The sequence below is a fragment of the Faecalibacterium sp. PGM34 genome (genome assembly GCF_054456555.1).
This window is the reverse complement of the sequence record NZ_CM136898.1, coordinates 1547800-1561689: the sequence shown is the minus strand read 5'-3', so window position 1 is coordinate 1561689 and position 13890 is coordinate 1547800. Positions and strand designations below refer to the sequence as shown.

Genomic DNA, 13890 nt, shown 5'->3' with positions numbered 1-13890 from the left:
GGCGGCTTTTTTTGTTTGCTGCGGGCATTGCCATGCACGCCCGGGCACCGGACGGAATACGCTGGGGCAGAAGCATACTTTTACCAGCAAAGGAGCGTATCTCCATGAAAAACACCGGAACTCTCCGCATCCAGACCTTTGCGGCACGCCAGTCTGCCCCCGTGGAAGGGGTGACCGTTACAGTGCAGGGGGACGGCTTTACCCTGCACCGCATCACCGACGAGACCGGCACCGCTGCCGACATCTCCATTGAAGCCCCCTCCTGTGCGCTGTCCCTGCAGGAGGACAACACTATCCGGCCCTATGCCGTTGTGGACCTGACTGCCACAAAGGCAGGCTTCCGCACCGTGCGCATTCAGGGTGTGCAGATCTTTGCCGGGCAGGTCACACTGGCCCAGCCGGAGATGATCCCTGAGACCGAAGAGGGTCTCTACGTGGCAAACCCGCCCGTAGTCATCCCGGAGCATTCACTGTTCACCGGCGACGGCGGCAGCGGCCCGGACCCCATGGAGAACTGCATGCCCCGGGTGCTGAGCCGGGTCATCATCCCCAAGAACATCACGGTGCATCTGGGCAAGCCTGCAGCCTCCGCACGGAACGTGACCGTCTCCTTCCGGGATTATATCGCCAATGTGGCGTCCAGCGAAGTGTATCCCACATGGCCGGAGCAGGCCCTGCGGGCCAACATCCACTGTCAGATCTCGCTGGCGCTCAACCGCATCTACACCGAGTGGTATCCCAGCAAGGGCTATACCTTCAACATCACCAACTCCACCAGCTATGACCAGTATTACGTCCACGGACGCACGGTGTTCGACGTGATGGTGCGCATCACCAACGATATCTTCAACACCTATCTCCGCAAGACCGGCACCGTGAACCCCTACTACTCCGAGTACTGCGACGGTAAATCGGTCACCTGCCCAGGTCTCAAGCAGTGGGGCACCGTGACGCTGGCCAATCAGGGCCGTAACGCCTTGCAGATCCTGAAGTATTACTACGGCAACGACATTGAGATCATCCGCACCTCGAACATTCAGTCTATTCCCCAGAGCTACCCCGGTTCGCCCATCCGGCAGGGCGACAGCGGCACGGCAGTGTTCACCCTGCAGCGCCAGCTGAACCGCATCACCAAGGACTATCCTTTCCTCGGCCTGCTGACTGTGGACGGCGTGTTCGGGGCCAAGATGGCCGCCACGGTGCGGGCGTTTCAGAAGCAGTTCAACCTGACCGCCGACGGCGTAGTGGGGCGGCAGACATGGTACAAGATCAGCTACATCTATGTATCGGTAAAGGACCTCGCCGAACTGACCAGCGAGGGCGAGGTGTCCAGCGGCACTCTCTCGGACGGCACATGGAACGGCACGGTGCTGAGCACCGGCTCTTCCGGCAGCGCGGTGGAGCAGGTACAGTTCTGGCTGAACACGCTGGCGCAGTACGATAGCGCCATTCCCGCCGTAAAGGTGGACGGCGTATACGGCACTGCCACCGCCAATGCGGTGCGCGCCTTCCAGCGCAAATACGGCCTGACCGTGGACGGCGTGGTGGGCCGTGACACATGGACCGAGCTGTACGACCAGTTCCGCAGCATCCAGTCCGACAACGGCACCCCCAATGCCTACCCCGGCACCGCCCTGCGGGAGGGTGCAAGCGGACAGAATGTGCGGCTGGTGCAGTTCTGGCTCAAGATCGCGCGCACGGTGTACTCGAACCTGAACAACATCACGGTGGACGGCAAGTTCGGCAGTGCCACCACAGCGGCAGTCAAACGGTTCCAGACCTACTTTGGCCTGACCAGCGACGGTGTGGTGGGCCGCACGACATGGAACAAGCTATACGAGGTGTACAACGACATCGCCAACAAGCTGCTGTCGTCCAGCCTGCGCCCCGGCGAGTACCCGGGCGTGCTGCGCAAGGGCTCTTCCGGCACAGCGGTGCGGGAGCTGCAGTTCTACCTCTACCTCATGAGCGCCTACGAGAGCAGCATCCCGGCCATTGGCATCGACGGACAGTTCGGTGCTTCCACCGAAGCTGCCGTGCGGGCCTACCAGCGCTTTGCGGGGCTGACTGTAGATGGCATCGTGGGACGTACCACATGGAACAGCCTGTACGACAAGGCGTCCACTCTGCGGACATCCGGGCCGGTGGTCACCCTGAAACGCCTGCCCTACCCCGGCACCCCGCTCACAGTGGGGTCTTCCGGCAGTGCAGTGCTCTACTACAGCCTGCTTTTGCAGCGCATTGCTTACTACTTTACCAGTGTGGAGAACCCGCCCCTCTCCGACCAGTACACCGACGAGACTGCCGCCGCCACCCGCAGTGCCCAGCAGCTATTAGGGCTGGAGCAGACCGGCATTGCCGATGCCGACACATGGACGGCGGTGGAAGCGCTGAGTTTGCAGCTGGCCGCCCATGCCCCGAACCCCGACCGGGATACCCCGCCCAGCACCGCTTATCCGGGGCGCGCCATCGCCGAGGGCAGCGCCGGGCAGGAGGTGGGACAGGTGGAGCGCTGGCTCAACCGCCGGGCACAGCTTTCCTGCGGTGAGGACTATGTAGCCGACAATAACCGCTTTGGCGCGGCAGATGCCGCCGCCGTACGGGCTGTCCAGCAGCAGGCGGGGCTGCACCCGGTAAACGGCATCGTGTACCGGGAAACATGGCACGCTTTGCAAGCCCAGTGCTCCGACCCCTGCGGCTGTGAGAAGGAGGAATGAGGGATGGCACGCCTTTTGATCTATGACGCCTACGAAAACAAGGTGTACACCTATGCAAACCTGAACGAGAACGACCCTATGCCTTACAGCACCCTGACCACCCTGCGGCTGCGGGAGTTCCGGGGCAAATCGGCCAGCCCTACCCTGTGGACCACCATTGCCGCCATGGAAGCGTGGAACCTGACCCGCCGCAAATACGGCAGGGGCATCCCAGTGGGGTACGCCTTCCGCCGCATCTGGGAGGGCGGCCACGGCACCCGCAGCCAGCACTACGCGGGGGTAGCGTTTGATGTGGGGCAAAGCCTTGAGCAACGCCAGCGCACCGCCATTTACAACGCTGCCCGCGCTAGTGGCGCGTGGGGCTATGTGGAGCCGTTGAGCCAGACCCCCACATGGGTGCACTTTGACCGCCGCTACGGCACCCCGGCCTGCAGCGGCACCACCGCCGGTTACCCCACCCTGCGCCGGGGCAGCCGGGGCTGCTATGTCATGATCTTGCAGGACGCGCTTTCCACCCTTGGCTACCAGACCGGCAGCCGCATCGATGGCATCTTTGGTGCCCGCACCGAGCAGGCGCTGCGCGGCTATCAGAAACGCACCAGCCTGCGGGTGGACGGCGTGTGCGGCTGCAACAGCTGGAAAAAGATCTCCACCGCCGTCATCGGCATCGGACGCACCAAAACCACCATTGACTAGCGTTTGCCCCATACAGAAAAAGCGGCCGCACAAAACCATGTGCGGTCGCTCTTTTTTCACTAATACGCTGTTTTCATGCTGCACTAATTTCTTGGCTTGCGATAGTACAGCGCCCTGCCAAAATCAAGGGTTGACGATATTCTCGCCCTTGCCTGCCAGAAAGCTGCGCAGGTTGCCAGTGGTGATATCCATCAGCCGCTGCAGCGCCTCCTTTGTGGTCCACGCGATATGCGGGGTAAGCACCGCGCCCGGCAGACTGCGCAGCCGGCTTTGGGGCGGCAGCGGCTCGGCAGCAAAGGCATCGGCGCCGTAAAAGGCAAGCTTTCCGCTTTCCAGCGCATCGGCTACGGCTTCCTCGTCCACCAGTGCGCCCCGGGCGGTGTTCAGCAGAATGGCACCGGGCTTCATTTTGGCAAGGGCTTCCCGGCTCATCAGCCCGCGGGTTGCCGGGGTTGCCGGGCAGTGCAGGCTAAGCACATCGCTGCGGGCAAGCAGCGTGTCAAAGTCCACGAACTCCACCCCATCGGCGGCGTATTCCGGGCGCACCGTGCGGGTGCACACCAGCACCTCCATGCCAAAGGCCTTTGCAATGCGGGCGGTCTGGCGGCCGATGCTGCCGTAGCCGTAGACGCCAAAGGTCTTGCCCAGCAGCTCCACCTGCGGCAGCAGACCATACTCTGCCGGGATGCCCAGCTGCCAGTACCCGGCCTTTACCGCCCGGTCGTACCGCTGGGCGCACTGGCAGATGGCCAGCAGCAGGCTGAAGGTCATCTGCGCCACGCTGTAAGTAGAATAGCCCGGCACGTTGGCCACTGCCACCCCATGGCGGCGGCAGGCTTCAAGGTCGATATTATCCGTGCCGGTGGCGATGATGCCCACCCATTTAAGGTTCGGACACTGTGCCAGCACCGCTTCGTCAATGCGGCACTTGTTGATGAGCACCAGCTCTGCATCCCCGATGCGGGGTGCAATGTCGGCGTAGTCCGTGCGCACATAGCTGGTGGTGTCCGGCACCAGTGCCTTCACCCCGGACCAGTCCAAATCCCCTTCTTCCATCACATAGCTTTCCAGAATCACTGCCTTCATAGCTTTCTCATTCCCTCTCTGTTTTACGTTATTCCGTTTCCTTCAGCGGATAAAGTGCCAGCGCAAGACTGCCGCCGTAGGGGCGGCTGTCCAGCGCGGCATAGCCCTTTGCCAGCAGCAGCGCCAGCTGCACCCGATCTTCCAGCGGCACCCACACCGGCGCGGTGCGGGCGGGCACACAGCCGGTGCGCAGCAAAAAGCAGGGCGCAAGGCTTTCCAGCGGGCGCAGCGCCCGCAGCCCGAAGCCCTGCCGGAAATACAGCGGCAACAGCGCCGCCGCCGTTTCGGTGCACTCTACCACCGCCCATGCCGTGCCCTTGCGGCGCAGCCGGTCTGCCCGAGCTGCGGCAATTTCCACCAGCCGGGCGGGCAGTTCCTCGCCGGTATTTACCGGCGGGGTGAGCAGGCAGCCGCCCTCCAGCTGCCTGCGTCCCAGCCAGCTGCGCAGTGCCGCTGCGGCGGCGGTATCGGCGGTAAGGGGCAGCACCAGCAGCGCCGCCCCAGATGTGCCCCACGCCTCGCCTGCGGTCAGCATCCGCAGCACCTCGGAGCAGGGACGGTAAAACCCCGCCCCGCCGCAGCGCACCAATGTAAAAAATTCTTCGGCGGAAAGCCGCCGTACCTGCCGCTGACGCGGCGGGTCGCATACCTGGATCATTTGCAGTTCCTCCGTTCTGTTGTTCTTTCCATCAGCATACGGAAAACTGCGTGCGAACCGGCGCGAAGCAGCGCGCCTTACAGCGCAAAAATCAGTCCAGCGAAACGTCCTCGCTCAGCACCTGCCCGATGGGCTTTGCAATGCACAGGTCGGCAGAGGCATCCGCCCCGGTGGGCTGCATATTGATGACCACCAAGTTGTCACCCCGGAAGTAGCGGATGAGCCCGGCGGCAGGGTACACCACCAGACTGGTACCGCCGATGATAAGGGTATCGGCATGGCGGATGGCATCCACTGCGCCGGACAGCACCTCCTCGTCCAAGCCCTCCTCATAAAGCACCACGTCCGGCTTTACGATGCCGCCGCACTCGGTACAGCGGGGCACGCCGGTGCTGTTTGCGATGAAATCCACATCGTAGAACTTGCCGCAGCGGGTGCAGTAGTTGCGCAGAGTGCTGCCGTGCAGCTCGTACACGGTTTTGCTGCCTGCCGCCTGATGCAGACCGTCGATGTTCTGGGTGACCACCGCCCGCAGCTTGCCCTGCTGCTCCAGCTTTGCCAGCCGCAGATGGGCGGCGTTGGGCTTTGCCCCCTTTATGATCAGCTTATCGCGGTAAAAACGGTAAAATTCTTCCGGGTTTTCCTCCCAGAAGGTATGGCTGAGGATGGTTTCGGGCGGGTAGTCGTATTTCTGGTGGTACAGCCCGTCCACGCTGCGGAAATCCGGGATGCCGCTCTCCGTAGAAACGCCCGCGCCGCCGAAAAAGACGATGCTGCTGCTTTTTGCAATAATGTCTTCCAGTGCCTTGACCATAGTTGAAACGCCCCTTTCCTCACGGAAGCTTTTATGTTAAGATAGTACCAGTATAGCACATTCTTACAGGAAAGGAAGAGGCCGGTTTTGAACGTCTGGTACATCAACAGCATCCTTGGAGCCATCTGTTTAGAGGAGGAGAACGATGCGCTGTGCGGGGTACATTTTTGCCCGGACGGTGCGCCGGAGCTGGAGCCGCTGCCCCGCAGGGTGGTGGAGACCCCCCTGTTACAAGAAGCCGAGGAGCAGCTGAACGAATATTTTGCCGGGGTGCGCCGGGAGTTCGATCTGCCGCTGGCGGCAAAGGGCACGCCCTTTCAGCAGGCGGTATGGGCGCAGCTGCGCAAGATTCCCTACGGGGAGGTGCGCACCTACGGACAACTGGCGGCGGCGCTGGGCAAACCCAAGGCAAGCCGCGCCGTAGGCAGCGCCTGCCACCGCAACCCACTTTGCATCGTGGTGCCGTGTCACCGGGTCATTGGCGCAGACGGCAGCCTGACCGGTTACGCCGAAGGGCTGGATATCAAGGAATATCTGCTGGAATTGGAGCGATCTTAAGCAATTTATTATAGGATAACAGCACGCCTGCGGGCGTTCTGTTACCCCATTTTCAAACCTATAAAAATCGAAAAGGCTACTGCGCATCGTTTGCACAGCAGCCTTTGGTGTTTTATGCAGTTTTAAAAGCCCGTGGGCGGGACGTAATAGCTTGGGATAGACCCACTTCTGGGCGTAGCTGCGGCCTGCTGGCGCAGCGCCGAACGGGTAACCTCTGCCCAGGAATACTGGGTCATATACTCGCCCCGGTAGGAGTTGAACGCCGAGCGGTCTCCCCGCAGGAAGTTATAATAATCGCAGTCCACCTTGCTGGTATCCAGCGCCAAGGTGCTGCGGCCGCGTATCAGCAGTCCGTTGACCCCTGCATCCTCCAGCGTATGGCTGAGGTCAAAGATCAAGTTGCGCAGGTGGCTGTGCAGCGAAGCAGTATCGGGCTTATCCTCCCACAGAACAGCCAGCATCTCGCCGTTGGTGCAGGTGGCACCGTTGCGGTCCACGAGGTAAGCCAGCAGCTCCTTGCTCTTGCTGCGCTTGAAGGAGAGCGGACGCCCGCCCACAAAGATCTCGAAGTTGCCGAAGCACTGGATCTTGATGCCCACAGGTGCCGTTTCCGGCGGGTAGCGCAGGTTTTCCAGCACATTGCGCACATCGGCCTCGTTGGCAGGCTTGAGCAGAAAGCCGCTGACGAAGATCTGCAATGCTTCCAGCGCATATTCCGGGTGCTCGGTGACCACGATGATATTGCAGCGGGGCTGCAATTTCTGGATCATACGGGCAAGGGCAAGGCCGTTCATGCCCGGCATTTCCAGGTTCAAAAAGGCAGCATCCATCGGACCCTGCCGCATCCACGTCAGGGCGTCGTCAGTCGTCATAGCGCTGATATAATCACAGTCCGGTGCCACCCGGCACAGGATACGGATCAGCGAATTGATCGCAAGCTGACCGTCATCCACAACCAGTATTTTCATAGCTTCACCCCCTGTCTGCTTACGCAAAACAATTCCCCACTATTAGTTTAGCACGCCGCAAACTTTTAGGCAAGTTATTTTCTGGAAAAATCCAAAAAGGAAACGTTTTCGCCCAGATATTTGTCCATCTTCTCCTGTCTCTTCAAGACATTTCCGCAGCTTCGGTCGCCTTTTTCGACGAAATACCGGAGCATTGCGCAGCCAACTGATATATCAAGCTGTTATTTATTTGTTCCCTCTTTCTGCCGGAAAGTGCGGCTTTTCCCCAACAAACAAAAGGCTGCCGCACTTGTCTTGTGCAGCAGCCATATTGAATAATTTGCGTTTGTCGCGCTCTGCGGAGCGCTCCAGACGCTTTTTTCACGGGTGCTTCAATGGAGATCCAGTTCCGGCGGGACGTCCAGCTGGTCGGAGACATATTTCCCGTTCTTTTTGCGCTGACGCACGCACTCGGTAAGCAGATATTCGATCTGCCCGTTCACCGAGCGGAAGTCATCCTCTGCCCAAGCGGCAAGGGCATCATAGAGCTTAGCGTTCAGGCGCAGGGGCACCTGTTTTTTCGGCTCGGCCATCAGTACAGGCTGCCGCTGTTCACGATGGGCTGGGCATCCCGGTTGCCGCACAGCACCACCAGCAGATTGGACACCATTGCCGCCTTGCGTTCATCGTCCAGCTCCACTACCTTGTTCTCGTTCAGACGATCCAGCGCCATTTCCACCATGCCCACAGCGCCGTCCACGATCATCTTGCGGGCGTCAATGATGGCACTGGCCTGCTGGCGCTGCAGCATGACCGCTGCAATTTCCGGCGCATAGGCCAGATAGGTAATGCGTGCTTCCACCACCTCGATGCCGGCCTCGGCCACGTTCTTCTGGATCTCGTCCCGGATGCGGGCAGCCACCACCTCAGAGGAGCCGCGCAGGCTACCCTCGTCGGCCACGCCGTCGCCGGTGGTGTCCACGTTGGGGGCAACATCGTAGGGGTACACCCGCACCACGTTGCGCAGGGCGCTGTCGCACTGCAGGGAGAGATATTCCTTGTAGTTATCCACGTTGAACACGGCCTTGGCGGTATCGGTAACGCGCCAGATGACCGCAATGCCGATCTCCACCGGGTTACCCAGACAATCGTTGATCTTCTGGCGGGAGTTGTTCAGGGTCATCATCTTGAGGGAGATTTTTTTGCTCATGGACTCGGCGCTCATCTGAGCATTCTGGCCATTATTGCCAAACAGCGCAGCCACGCTGTTTTCCTTACTGTTCACGTCTCCGCTCTGGCTCAGGCGGGTACCGGCGGCGGGGTTGACGGCAGTGCAGAAGGGGTTCACCCAGTAAAAGCCCTGTCCCTTCAGCGTGCCGATGTAATCACCAAACAGGGTGAGCACCAGCGCCTCCTGCGGCTTTAGCACCTTGAGGCCGCAGAACAGGAAGATGCCTGCGATCCAATACGCAATGGACAAAATCAGCAGCGGAATGCCCAGAAACAGCCGGTGCGGCCGATCTGCATTGAGCAGCGTGATGCAGAAAATGAACAGGGCAATAGATACCACATAGCCCAGCAAGGTGAGCAGCAGCATGGCCATACCGTTTTTGCGGGTATTCAAAATTTTCTCTTCCATAACAAGTCCCTCCTTATCAGGGTCGGAAGCATTTCTTTCTGATATCAAAATCATATCACTTTAAACAAAGTCTGTCAAGTACTTCCAACAAAAATCCCCGCCTGCCCGGACACTGCGGGCAAAGCGAGGTAAAGGTTATGGGTGCGCCGGACGGACAGAGTTTCAGGCGTCTGCCTGCTCTTCTCCCCCAATCAGCACCACGGCAACATCATTGACATTGGTACCGGTAGCGCCTGTGATAATAAGCCCATTCACTGCCTGCAAGGCGTGGTAGGCATCGTTGTTTTGCAGGGTATCGAACAGGTTCCGGCCCGCCGCAGCCAGTGCCGCAGCGGTGTCGCCGTCCGCATAGCCACCGGCGGCATCGGTGGGGCCATCGGTGCCGTCACTGCCCACCGAGAACACCGCCGCGTTTTGTCCGTCCAGTGCCGGGGCTGCGGCCAGCGCCAGCTCCTGATTGCGTCCGCCCAGCCCTTTGCCGGTCAGGTGCACCACCGTTTCGCCGCCCGCGATAAAGGCCAGCTTTTTCCCCTGCCCCGCATGGCTGCGGGCGATGGCACCCAGAAAGCTGCCTGCCTCCCGCGCCTCGCAGCAGAGCCGGTCGGTGAGGAGGATGGGCGCATAGCCCAGCTTCCGGCAGGCTTTGGCGGCGGCAGCGCACAGCTCCCGGACGCTGCCGGTGATATGGGTGGTCACGTTATCAAGAGCTTCCGGCGTTTCCTGCGCCAGCAGCGCCTTTGCCTGCGCCGATAAGCGGAGCTGATATTTTTCCGCAACGGCAAGCGCCTGCGCGCAGGTGGAGCCATCCGGCACCGCCGGGCCGCTGGCGATCATATCCAGCGGGTCGCCCAGAATATCGCTGAGCACGATGCTGAACACCCTTGCGGGCGCGCAGTGCTGTGCGAACCGACCGCCCTTGACTGCGGACAGCCGCTTGCGGATGGTGTTCATCTCCACGATATCCGCTCCGCTGGCAAGGAGCTGGTTGGTGATGTCCTGCAATTCCCCGCCGGGGACAAGCGGCTTCTCAAACAGGGCACTGCCGCCGCCGGAAAGCAGAAACAGCACCGTGTCCTCTGCGGTCAGCCCCTGCACCAGCGCTAAAGCTTTTTCGGTGGCTACAAAGCCGTTGGCATCCGGCACGGGATGGCCCGCCTCGTAGCAATATACGCCGGGAATCTCGCCCTTCACATGGCCGTACTTGGTCACCACAACGCCGCCGTCCACATGCCCCAATGTCTGCACGGCGGCGTGCGCCATCTGCCATGCGGCCTTGCCCGCCGCCACCAGCAGCACCCTGCCGCCTCCGGGCTGAAAGTTTTCCAGCGCGCGGCACACGGCCTTATCCGGCAGCACCGCCTGAATGCTGGAATGGATGATTTCATCCGCATCCCGCCGCAATGTGGTATTCATACTATGACCCTCCTTACAGGATTCGCCTGAACTCTGCGGCAAATTCCATCAGCAGCCGCAAGGTTCGGTTATTTTTTGATAAATGCAAGTCTGTTTTCCGCAGAAAACAAATAATCCGAACCCATCTCCTATCGGAAACAAGTTCGGATTATTTTCGTTTGGTCCGAGTGGCGAGAATCGAACTCACGGCCTCTTGAACCCCATTCAAGCGCGCTACCAAAACTGCGCTACACCCGGATATCTGTTTGCGTTTGTCGCTTACAGCTTGATTAGTATACCCAATTTTGCCCGTTTTGTCAAGCGCTTTTCCCAAATTTCTGATGCAGTTTTTACATTTTACTGTCCCGCTTTTGCCTGCGGAAAGGATGCGCGAAAAAGCGTTATTTTTAGAAATTGCTATATGCTTCTTGCTCGTCATCCTCGCAGATCGGGGTGGTGTCGTCCGGCGGTGCGCCAAACTCCACCGTGGCAAAGGCCAGCGCGAACACGCCGTCTGCCCCGGCATGGAGCAGCGCCTGCGCGCAGGCGGCAGCCGTTGTGCCGGTGGTGATGACGTCATCCACCAACAGGATGCGCTTACCCTCCACCAGCTGCGGCTGTGCCGCCCGGAAAGCGCCTGCTACGTTGGCCATGCGCTGCTCCAGCGGCAGACCGGCCTGATGCCGTTTTGCCCGGGTGCGCTCCAGTGCCTGCGGTGCCAGCGGCACCTCCATGGCTTTTGCCAGTGGCAGCGCCATCAGTTCCGGCACGTTGTAGCCGCGCCTTGTGCCGGAAGCCGGCACCGGCACGATCAAATCGTACCCGATGGCTGCCCACGGCACCGGCTGCGGGAGCAGCTCACCGTACTGCACGGTCAGTTCCCCGCCAAAGGCCAGCTGCACCAGACGGTTGCCCATCTCCACAGCCCGCCACGGCTTGCCCTGATACTTTGCGTTCAGGATGCCGCGCCGCACACAGCCGCTGTAACGATAGGGCGCAGCCGCACCGGTCAGATTGCCAATATAGTGCTGCGCCGGGTCCAGCCGGATGCCCGGCTTGCGGCGCAGCGTTTCCAGCTGCTCTGCGCAGTCCGGGCAATCCCGTACGTCTCCCAGCACCCGGCCGCAGAAGGGGCACTCGCGTGGGTAAAGCAGCTGCCGTACCGCCCGCAGCGCCCTGCGCCGGGGATCATAGTAGTCCATCAGTCCTTTTTGACCGCCACGATCACCCGCACGCGCTTGCCTGCTGCGCAGCCAAAGTTATCGTACCAGCCGGTCAGGTAGTAGCCCTCGGAGTTCACCTCAGAGAGCTTGGTGGCGTAGTATTGGCCCTTGTACCACAGGTACACCTGCATATCGTCAGCCGTCTCGTAGCGGGTGCCGTTGCTCATCACCGAGGCTGCACCCACCCTGTCGATCTTCATGGGCATCAGCTGGATCATGGCCTTTACCGTGCCGTTCACGTTCTGCCGTACTGCCAGACCGCCCGCCAGCACCGGGTACTTGATGGAGGTGGAAAAGCTGGTCTGACTGCCATTGACGTAGCAGATGTAAGTAGCGCCGCCGCCCACAAAGTTGAGGATGGTGCTCATGGGCTGGCCGGTGATGTTGGCCAGCTGCTTGAGGCCGATGCTCAGCAGCGAGCCGGAACTGCTGGTGATGCGGTTCCAGACCGTGCTCAGCAGCGAGCCGTCAATGACGCCCCACAGGATCTCGCTGGTGGTGGGCACCAGCACGCTGCGCAGATCATCCACCACCGTGGTGGTGTTGGTGGTGCCGCCGGTAGAACCGGAACCAGAGGAGCTATCCCCGGTGGAGCCGCTGCCCGAGCCGGAAGAGCTGTCCCCGGAAGAGCTATCCCCCGAGCCGGAGGAGCCGCTGCCGGTCAGGGTGCCCAGAATGGAGCTGGCGTTGAAGGCCAGATTCTTCACATCGTCCAGTACGCCGTATTTCCACAGATCACCCGTGACATCATTCAAAATCAGGCGGTCGATCTGCCCCTGCTCATTCAGCGTATAGTAACGCACAGCCAGCGTGTTCAGATTTGTCCCCGCTATTCGGCTGGGACGAACCGTCCCAGCCAACCCCTCCGATGTCGTATCCAAGATTTGTACGTCATCGGCCAGAGCATAGTCCCCCAGCGCGGTGGCGGTATCGTTGATGGTGCCGCTGACCGATTTGGACTCGATGGCGGTCACCTGTTCTCCCTCGGGGGTCACGCTGATCTCCACCAGCCAGCCGGTGGGGTAGTTCAGGCTTTTGTCGATGTTCACGGTGCGGGTGATGCCATCGGTGCACATCACCGAGATCTTTTGCAGCACGTCTGCGCCGTTATCCTCTACAAGGCTGCGGGTTGCGGTCTGCACCACGCCGTAGAACACGCTGTCGGCTTCCTCGCCGGTGATCACATCGGCTACCTCGTTGTCCATGCCCAGCAGCAGGGTGACTACCTCGCCCATGCCGCCGCCGTTCAGGGAAGAGATCTTGGATGCCACCGCAGAGCTGCCCAGACTGTAAGTGCTGCCCGCCACAGTCAGTGCCGTGGGTGCGCTGGCGCTGGGCGATACTGCGGTAATGCGGCCTGCGGCGCGGCGGGTGTAGATCCACACCGTCTGCAGGCTTTCACTGTAATAGTACACATCGTACTTGTTCAGCTCTGCCGAAGCGGAGGTCTTATCGTTGCGGTAGACGCTCACCGGCGTAAAGGGCAGCTGGGTGCCCTCCTCTGCCACAAAGGGGCCCTTGCGGCTCTTGAGCAGCACCGAGGAGGTATCCACCTGACCGTTGGACACCGTAAAGCCCAGCGAGCTGCCGTAGGCGCTGCCGCTGGCGGTGTTTGCGCGCAGGGCGTTGTACAGCAGCAGGGTGCACTGCTCGTAGGTCATAGCCTGTCCCTGCGTGCAGGTCAGCTGGTCCCGCAGACCGATCTGCTGTGCCTTGTTCAGCTGTGCCTGCGGGAAGGAACCAGTCAGGTCGGTTGTCTTATAGCTCAGCAGCTTGAGCACCGCTGCGCAGGCTTCCTCCAGCGTGACGGTGCTGTCCGGGCGGAAGGAGCCATCGGTGTAGCCGTTCATCCAGCCCTGCTGCACTGCAATGCGGATATAGGGTGCCCACTGGGAGGTGCCAGGCACATCCCGGTACAAAGTGCCCACCGTGCCCTGTGCGCTTACACTTTCCCGGTAGGTGGAAAAGGACACCAGCATTTTGGCAAAAGCGCCGCGGGTAATGTTGGCGCTAAGCTCCTGACCGGTGGGCACAGCGCCCAGAGTAATAGCCGTCTGCAGGGCCGTGTTGTTGATGCTGGCCGCCGAGACCGGCAGCACCAGCACCGACACCGCAATGCTGACCGCCAGCAGAAATGCGAGAATCCGTTTTTTCATTGGT

At 60.8% G+C, this 13890-nt stretch carries 12 protein-coding genes and 1 tRNA gene; 3 read left to right on the top strand and 10 right to left on the bottom strand.

Features of this window, described 5'->3' with window-relative positions; all coding sequences use genetic code 11:
- The first annotated feature begins 104 nt into the window (after window positions 1–104).
- Together ACXPUX_RS07315 and ACXPUX_RS07310 are read left to right on the top strand one after the other, a co-directional pair.
- Entirely contained in the window at window positions 105–2717 is a 2613-nt protein-coding gene (locus ACXPUX_RS07315; RefSeq protein WP_458827738.1) for a peptidoglycan-binding domain-containing protein, read from the top strand.
- 3 nt (window positions 2718–2720) lie between these two features.
- The gene (locus tag ACXPUX_RS07310) at window positions 2721–3413 is read left to right on the top strand and encodes a peptidoglycan-binding domain-containing protein (protein WP_458827737.1); all 693 of its coding nucleotides are present in this window, start codon (window positions 2721–2723) and stop codon (window positions 3411–3413) included.
- Window positions 3414–3536: 123 nt separating this feature from the next.
- Here ACXPUX_RS07310 and ACXPUX_RS07305 read toward each other — a convergent pair whose 3' ends face one another.
- From ACXPUX_RS07305 to ACXPUX_RS07295, 3 genes are all read right to left on the bottom strand, one after another.
- Window positions 3537–4499, bottom strand: coding sequence for a D-2-hydroxyacid dehydrogenase (locus ACXPUX_RS07305; RefSeq protein ID WP_458827736.1), 963 nt, complete (start codon window positions 4497–4499; stop codon window positions 3537–3539).
- Between the two features lie 28 nt (window positions 4500–4527).
- Complete coding sequence (locus ACXPUX_RS07300) at window positions 4528–5157, bottom strand: hypothetical protein (protein ID WP_458827735.1); 630 nt, start codon at window positions 5155–5157, stop codon at window positions 4528–4530.
- Window positions 5158–5248: 91 nt separating this feature from the next.
- Complete coding sequence (locus ACXPUX_RS07295) at window positions 5249–5971, bottom strand: NAD-dependent protein deacylase (protein WP_458827734.1); 723 nt, start codon at window positions 5969–5971, stop codon at window positions 5249–5251.
- An 87-nt stretch (window positions 5972–6058) separates the two neighbouring features.
- On the opposite strand from ACXPUX_RS07295, the gene ACXPUX_RS07290 reads away from it, so the two are divergent.
- Complete coding sequence (locus ACXPUX_RS07290; RefSeq protein ID WP_458827733.1) at window positions 6059–6529, top strand: methylated-DNA--[protein]-cysteine S-methyltransferase; 471 nt, start codon at window positions 6059–6061, stop codon at window positions 6527–6529.
- 122 nt (window positions 6530–6651) lie between these two features.
- Here ACXPUX_RS07290 and ACXPUX_RS07285 read toward each other — a convergent pair whose 3' ends face one another.
- From ACXPUX_RS07285 to ACXPUX_RS07255, 7 genes are all read right to left on the bottom strand, one after another.
- Window positions 6652–7497 (bottom strand): response regulator, encoded by an 846-nt coding sequence (locus tag ACXPUX_RS07285; RefSeq protein ID WP_458827732.1) that lies wholly within the window; start codon window positions 7495–7497, stop codon window positions 6652–6654.
- Between the two features lie 371 nt (window positions 7498–7868).
- Complete coding sequence (locus ACXPUX_RS07280; RefSeq protein ID WP_015537787.1) at window positions 7869–8069, bottom strand: type II toxin-antitoxin system antitoxin; 201 nt, start codon at window positions 8067–8069, stop codon at window positions 7869–7871.
- The gene (locus ACXPUX_RS07275; RefSeq protein WP_458827731.1) at window positions 8069–9115 is read right to left on the bottom strand and encodes an SPFH domain-containing protein; all 1047 of its coding nucleotides are present in this window, start codon (window positions 9113–9115) and stop codon (window positions 8069–8071) included. The genes ACXPUX_RS07280 and ACXPUX_RS07275 overlap by 1 nt, the downstream gene beginning before the upstream one ends.
- A 162-nt stretch (window positions 9116–9277) precedes the next feature.
- Entirely contained in the window at window positions 9278–10528 is a 1251-nt protein-coding gene (locus tag ACXPUX_RS07270) for a glycerate kinase type-2 family protein (protein ID WP_458827730.1), read from the bottom strand.
- Between the two features lie 159 nt (window positions 10529–10687).
- A tRNA-Pro gene (locus tag ACXPUX_RS07265) sits at window positions 10688–10765 on the bottom strand.
- A gap of 149 nt (window positions 10766–10914) precedes the next feature.
- Window positions 10915–11709, bottom strand: coding sequence for a ComF family protein (locus tag ACXPUX_RS07260; RefSeq protein ID WP_458827729.1), 795 nt, complete (start codon window positions 11707–11709; stop codon window positions 10915–10917).
- Window positions 11709–13886: an S-layer homology domain-containing protein gene (locus ACXPUX_RS07255; RefSeq protein WP_458827728.1), complete on the bottom strand. Its 2178-nt coding sequence runs from the start codon at window positions 13884–13886 to the stop codon at window positions 11709–11711. The genes ACXPUX_RS07260 and ACXPUX_RS07255 overlap by 1 nt, the downstream gene beginning before the upstream one ends.
- Window positions 13887–13890: the final 4 nt, after the last annotated feature.

What these genes read in the sequence shown, in the direction of transcription:
- ACXPUX_RS07285 (WP_458827732.1), bottom strand. Translation starts at nt 7,497, where the DNA reads ATGAAAATACTGGTTGTGGATGACGGTCAGCTTGCGATCAATTCGCTG.
- ACXPUX_RS07300 (WP_458827735.1), bottom strand. Translation starts at nt 5,157, where the DNA reads ATGATCCAGGTATGCGACCCGCCGCGTCAGCGGCAGGTACGGCGGCTT.
- ACXPUX_RS07305 (WP_458827736.1), bottom strand. Translation starts at nt 4,499, where the DNA reads ATGAAGGCAGTGATTCTGGAAAGCTATGTGATGGAAGAAGGGGATTTG.
- ACXPUX_RS07315 (WP_458827738.1), top strand. Translation starts at nt 105, where the DNA reads ATGAAAAACACCGGAACTCTCCGCATCCAGACCTTTGCGGCACGCCAG.
- ACXPUX_RS07310 (WP_458827737.1), top strand. Translation starts at nt 2,721, where the DNA reads ATGGCACGCCTTTTGATCTATGACGCCTACGAAAACAAGGTGTACACC.
- ACXPUX_RS07295 (WP_458827734.1), bottom strand. Translation starts at nt 5,971, where the DNA reads ATGGTCAAGGCACTGGAAGACATTATTGCAAAAAGCAGCAGCATCGTC.
- ACXPUX_RS07270 (WP_458827730.1), bottom strand. Translation starts at nt 10,528, where the DNA reads ATGAATACCACATTGCGGCGGGATGCGGATGAAATCATCCATTCCAGC.
- ACXPUX_RS07260 (WP_458827729.1), bottom strand. Translation starts at nt 11,709, where the DNA reads ATGGACTACTATGATCCCCGGCGCAGGGCGCTGCGGGCGGTACGGCAG.
- ACXPUX_RS07280 (WP_015537787.1), bottom strand. Translation starts at nt 8,069, where the DNA reads ATGGCCGAGCCGAAAAAACAGGTGCCCCTGCGCCTGAACGCTAAGCTC.
- ACXPUX_RS07275 (WP_458827731.1), bottom strand. Translation starts at nt 9,115, where the DNA reads ATGGAAGAGAAAATTTTGAATACCCGCAAAAACGGTATGGCCATGCTG.
- ACXPUX_RS07255 (WP_458827728.1), bottom strand. Translation starts at nt 13,886, where the DNA reads ATGAAAAAACGGATTCTCGCATTTCTGCTGGCGGTCAGCATTGCGGTG.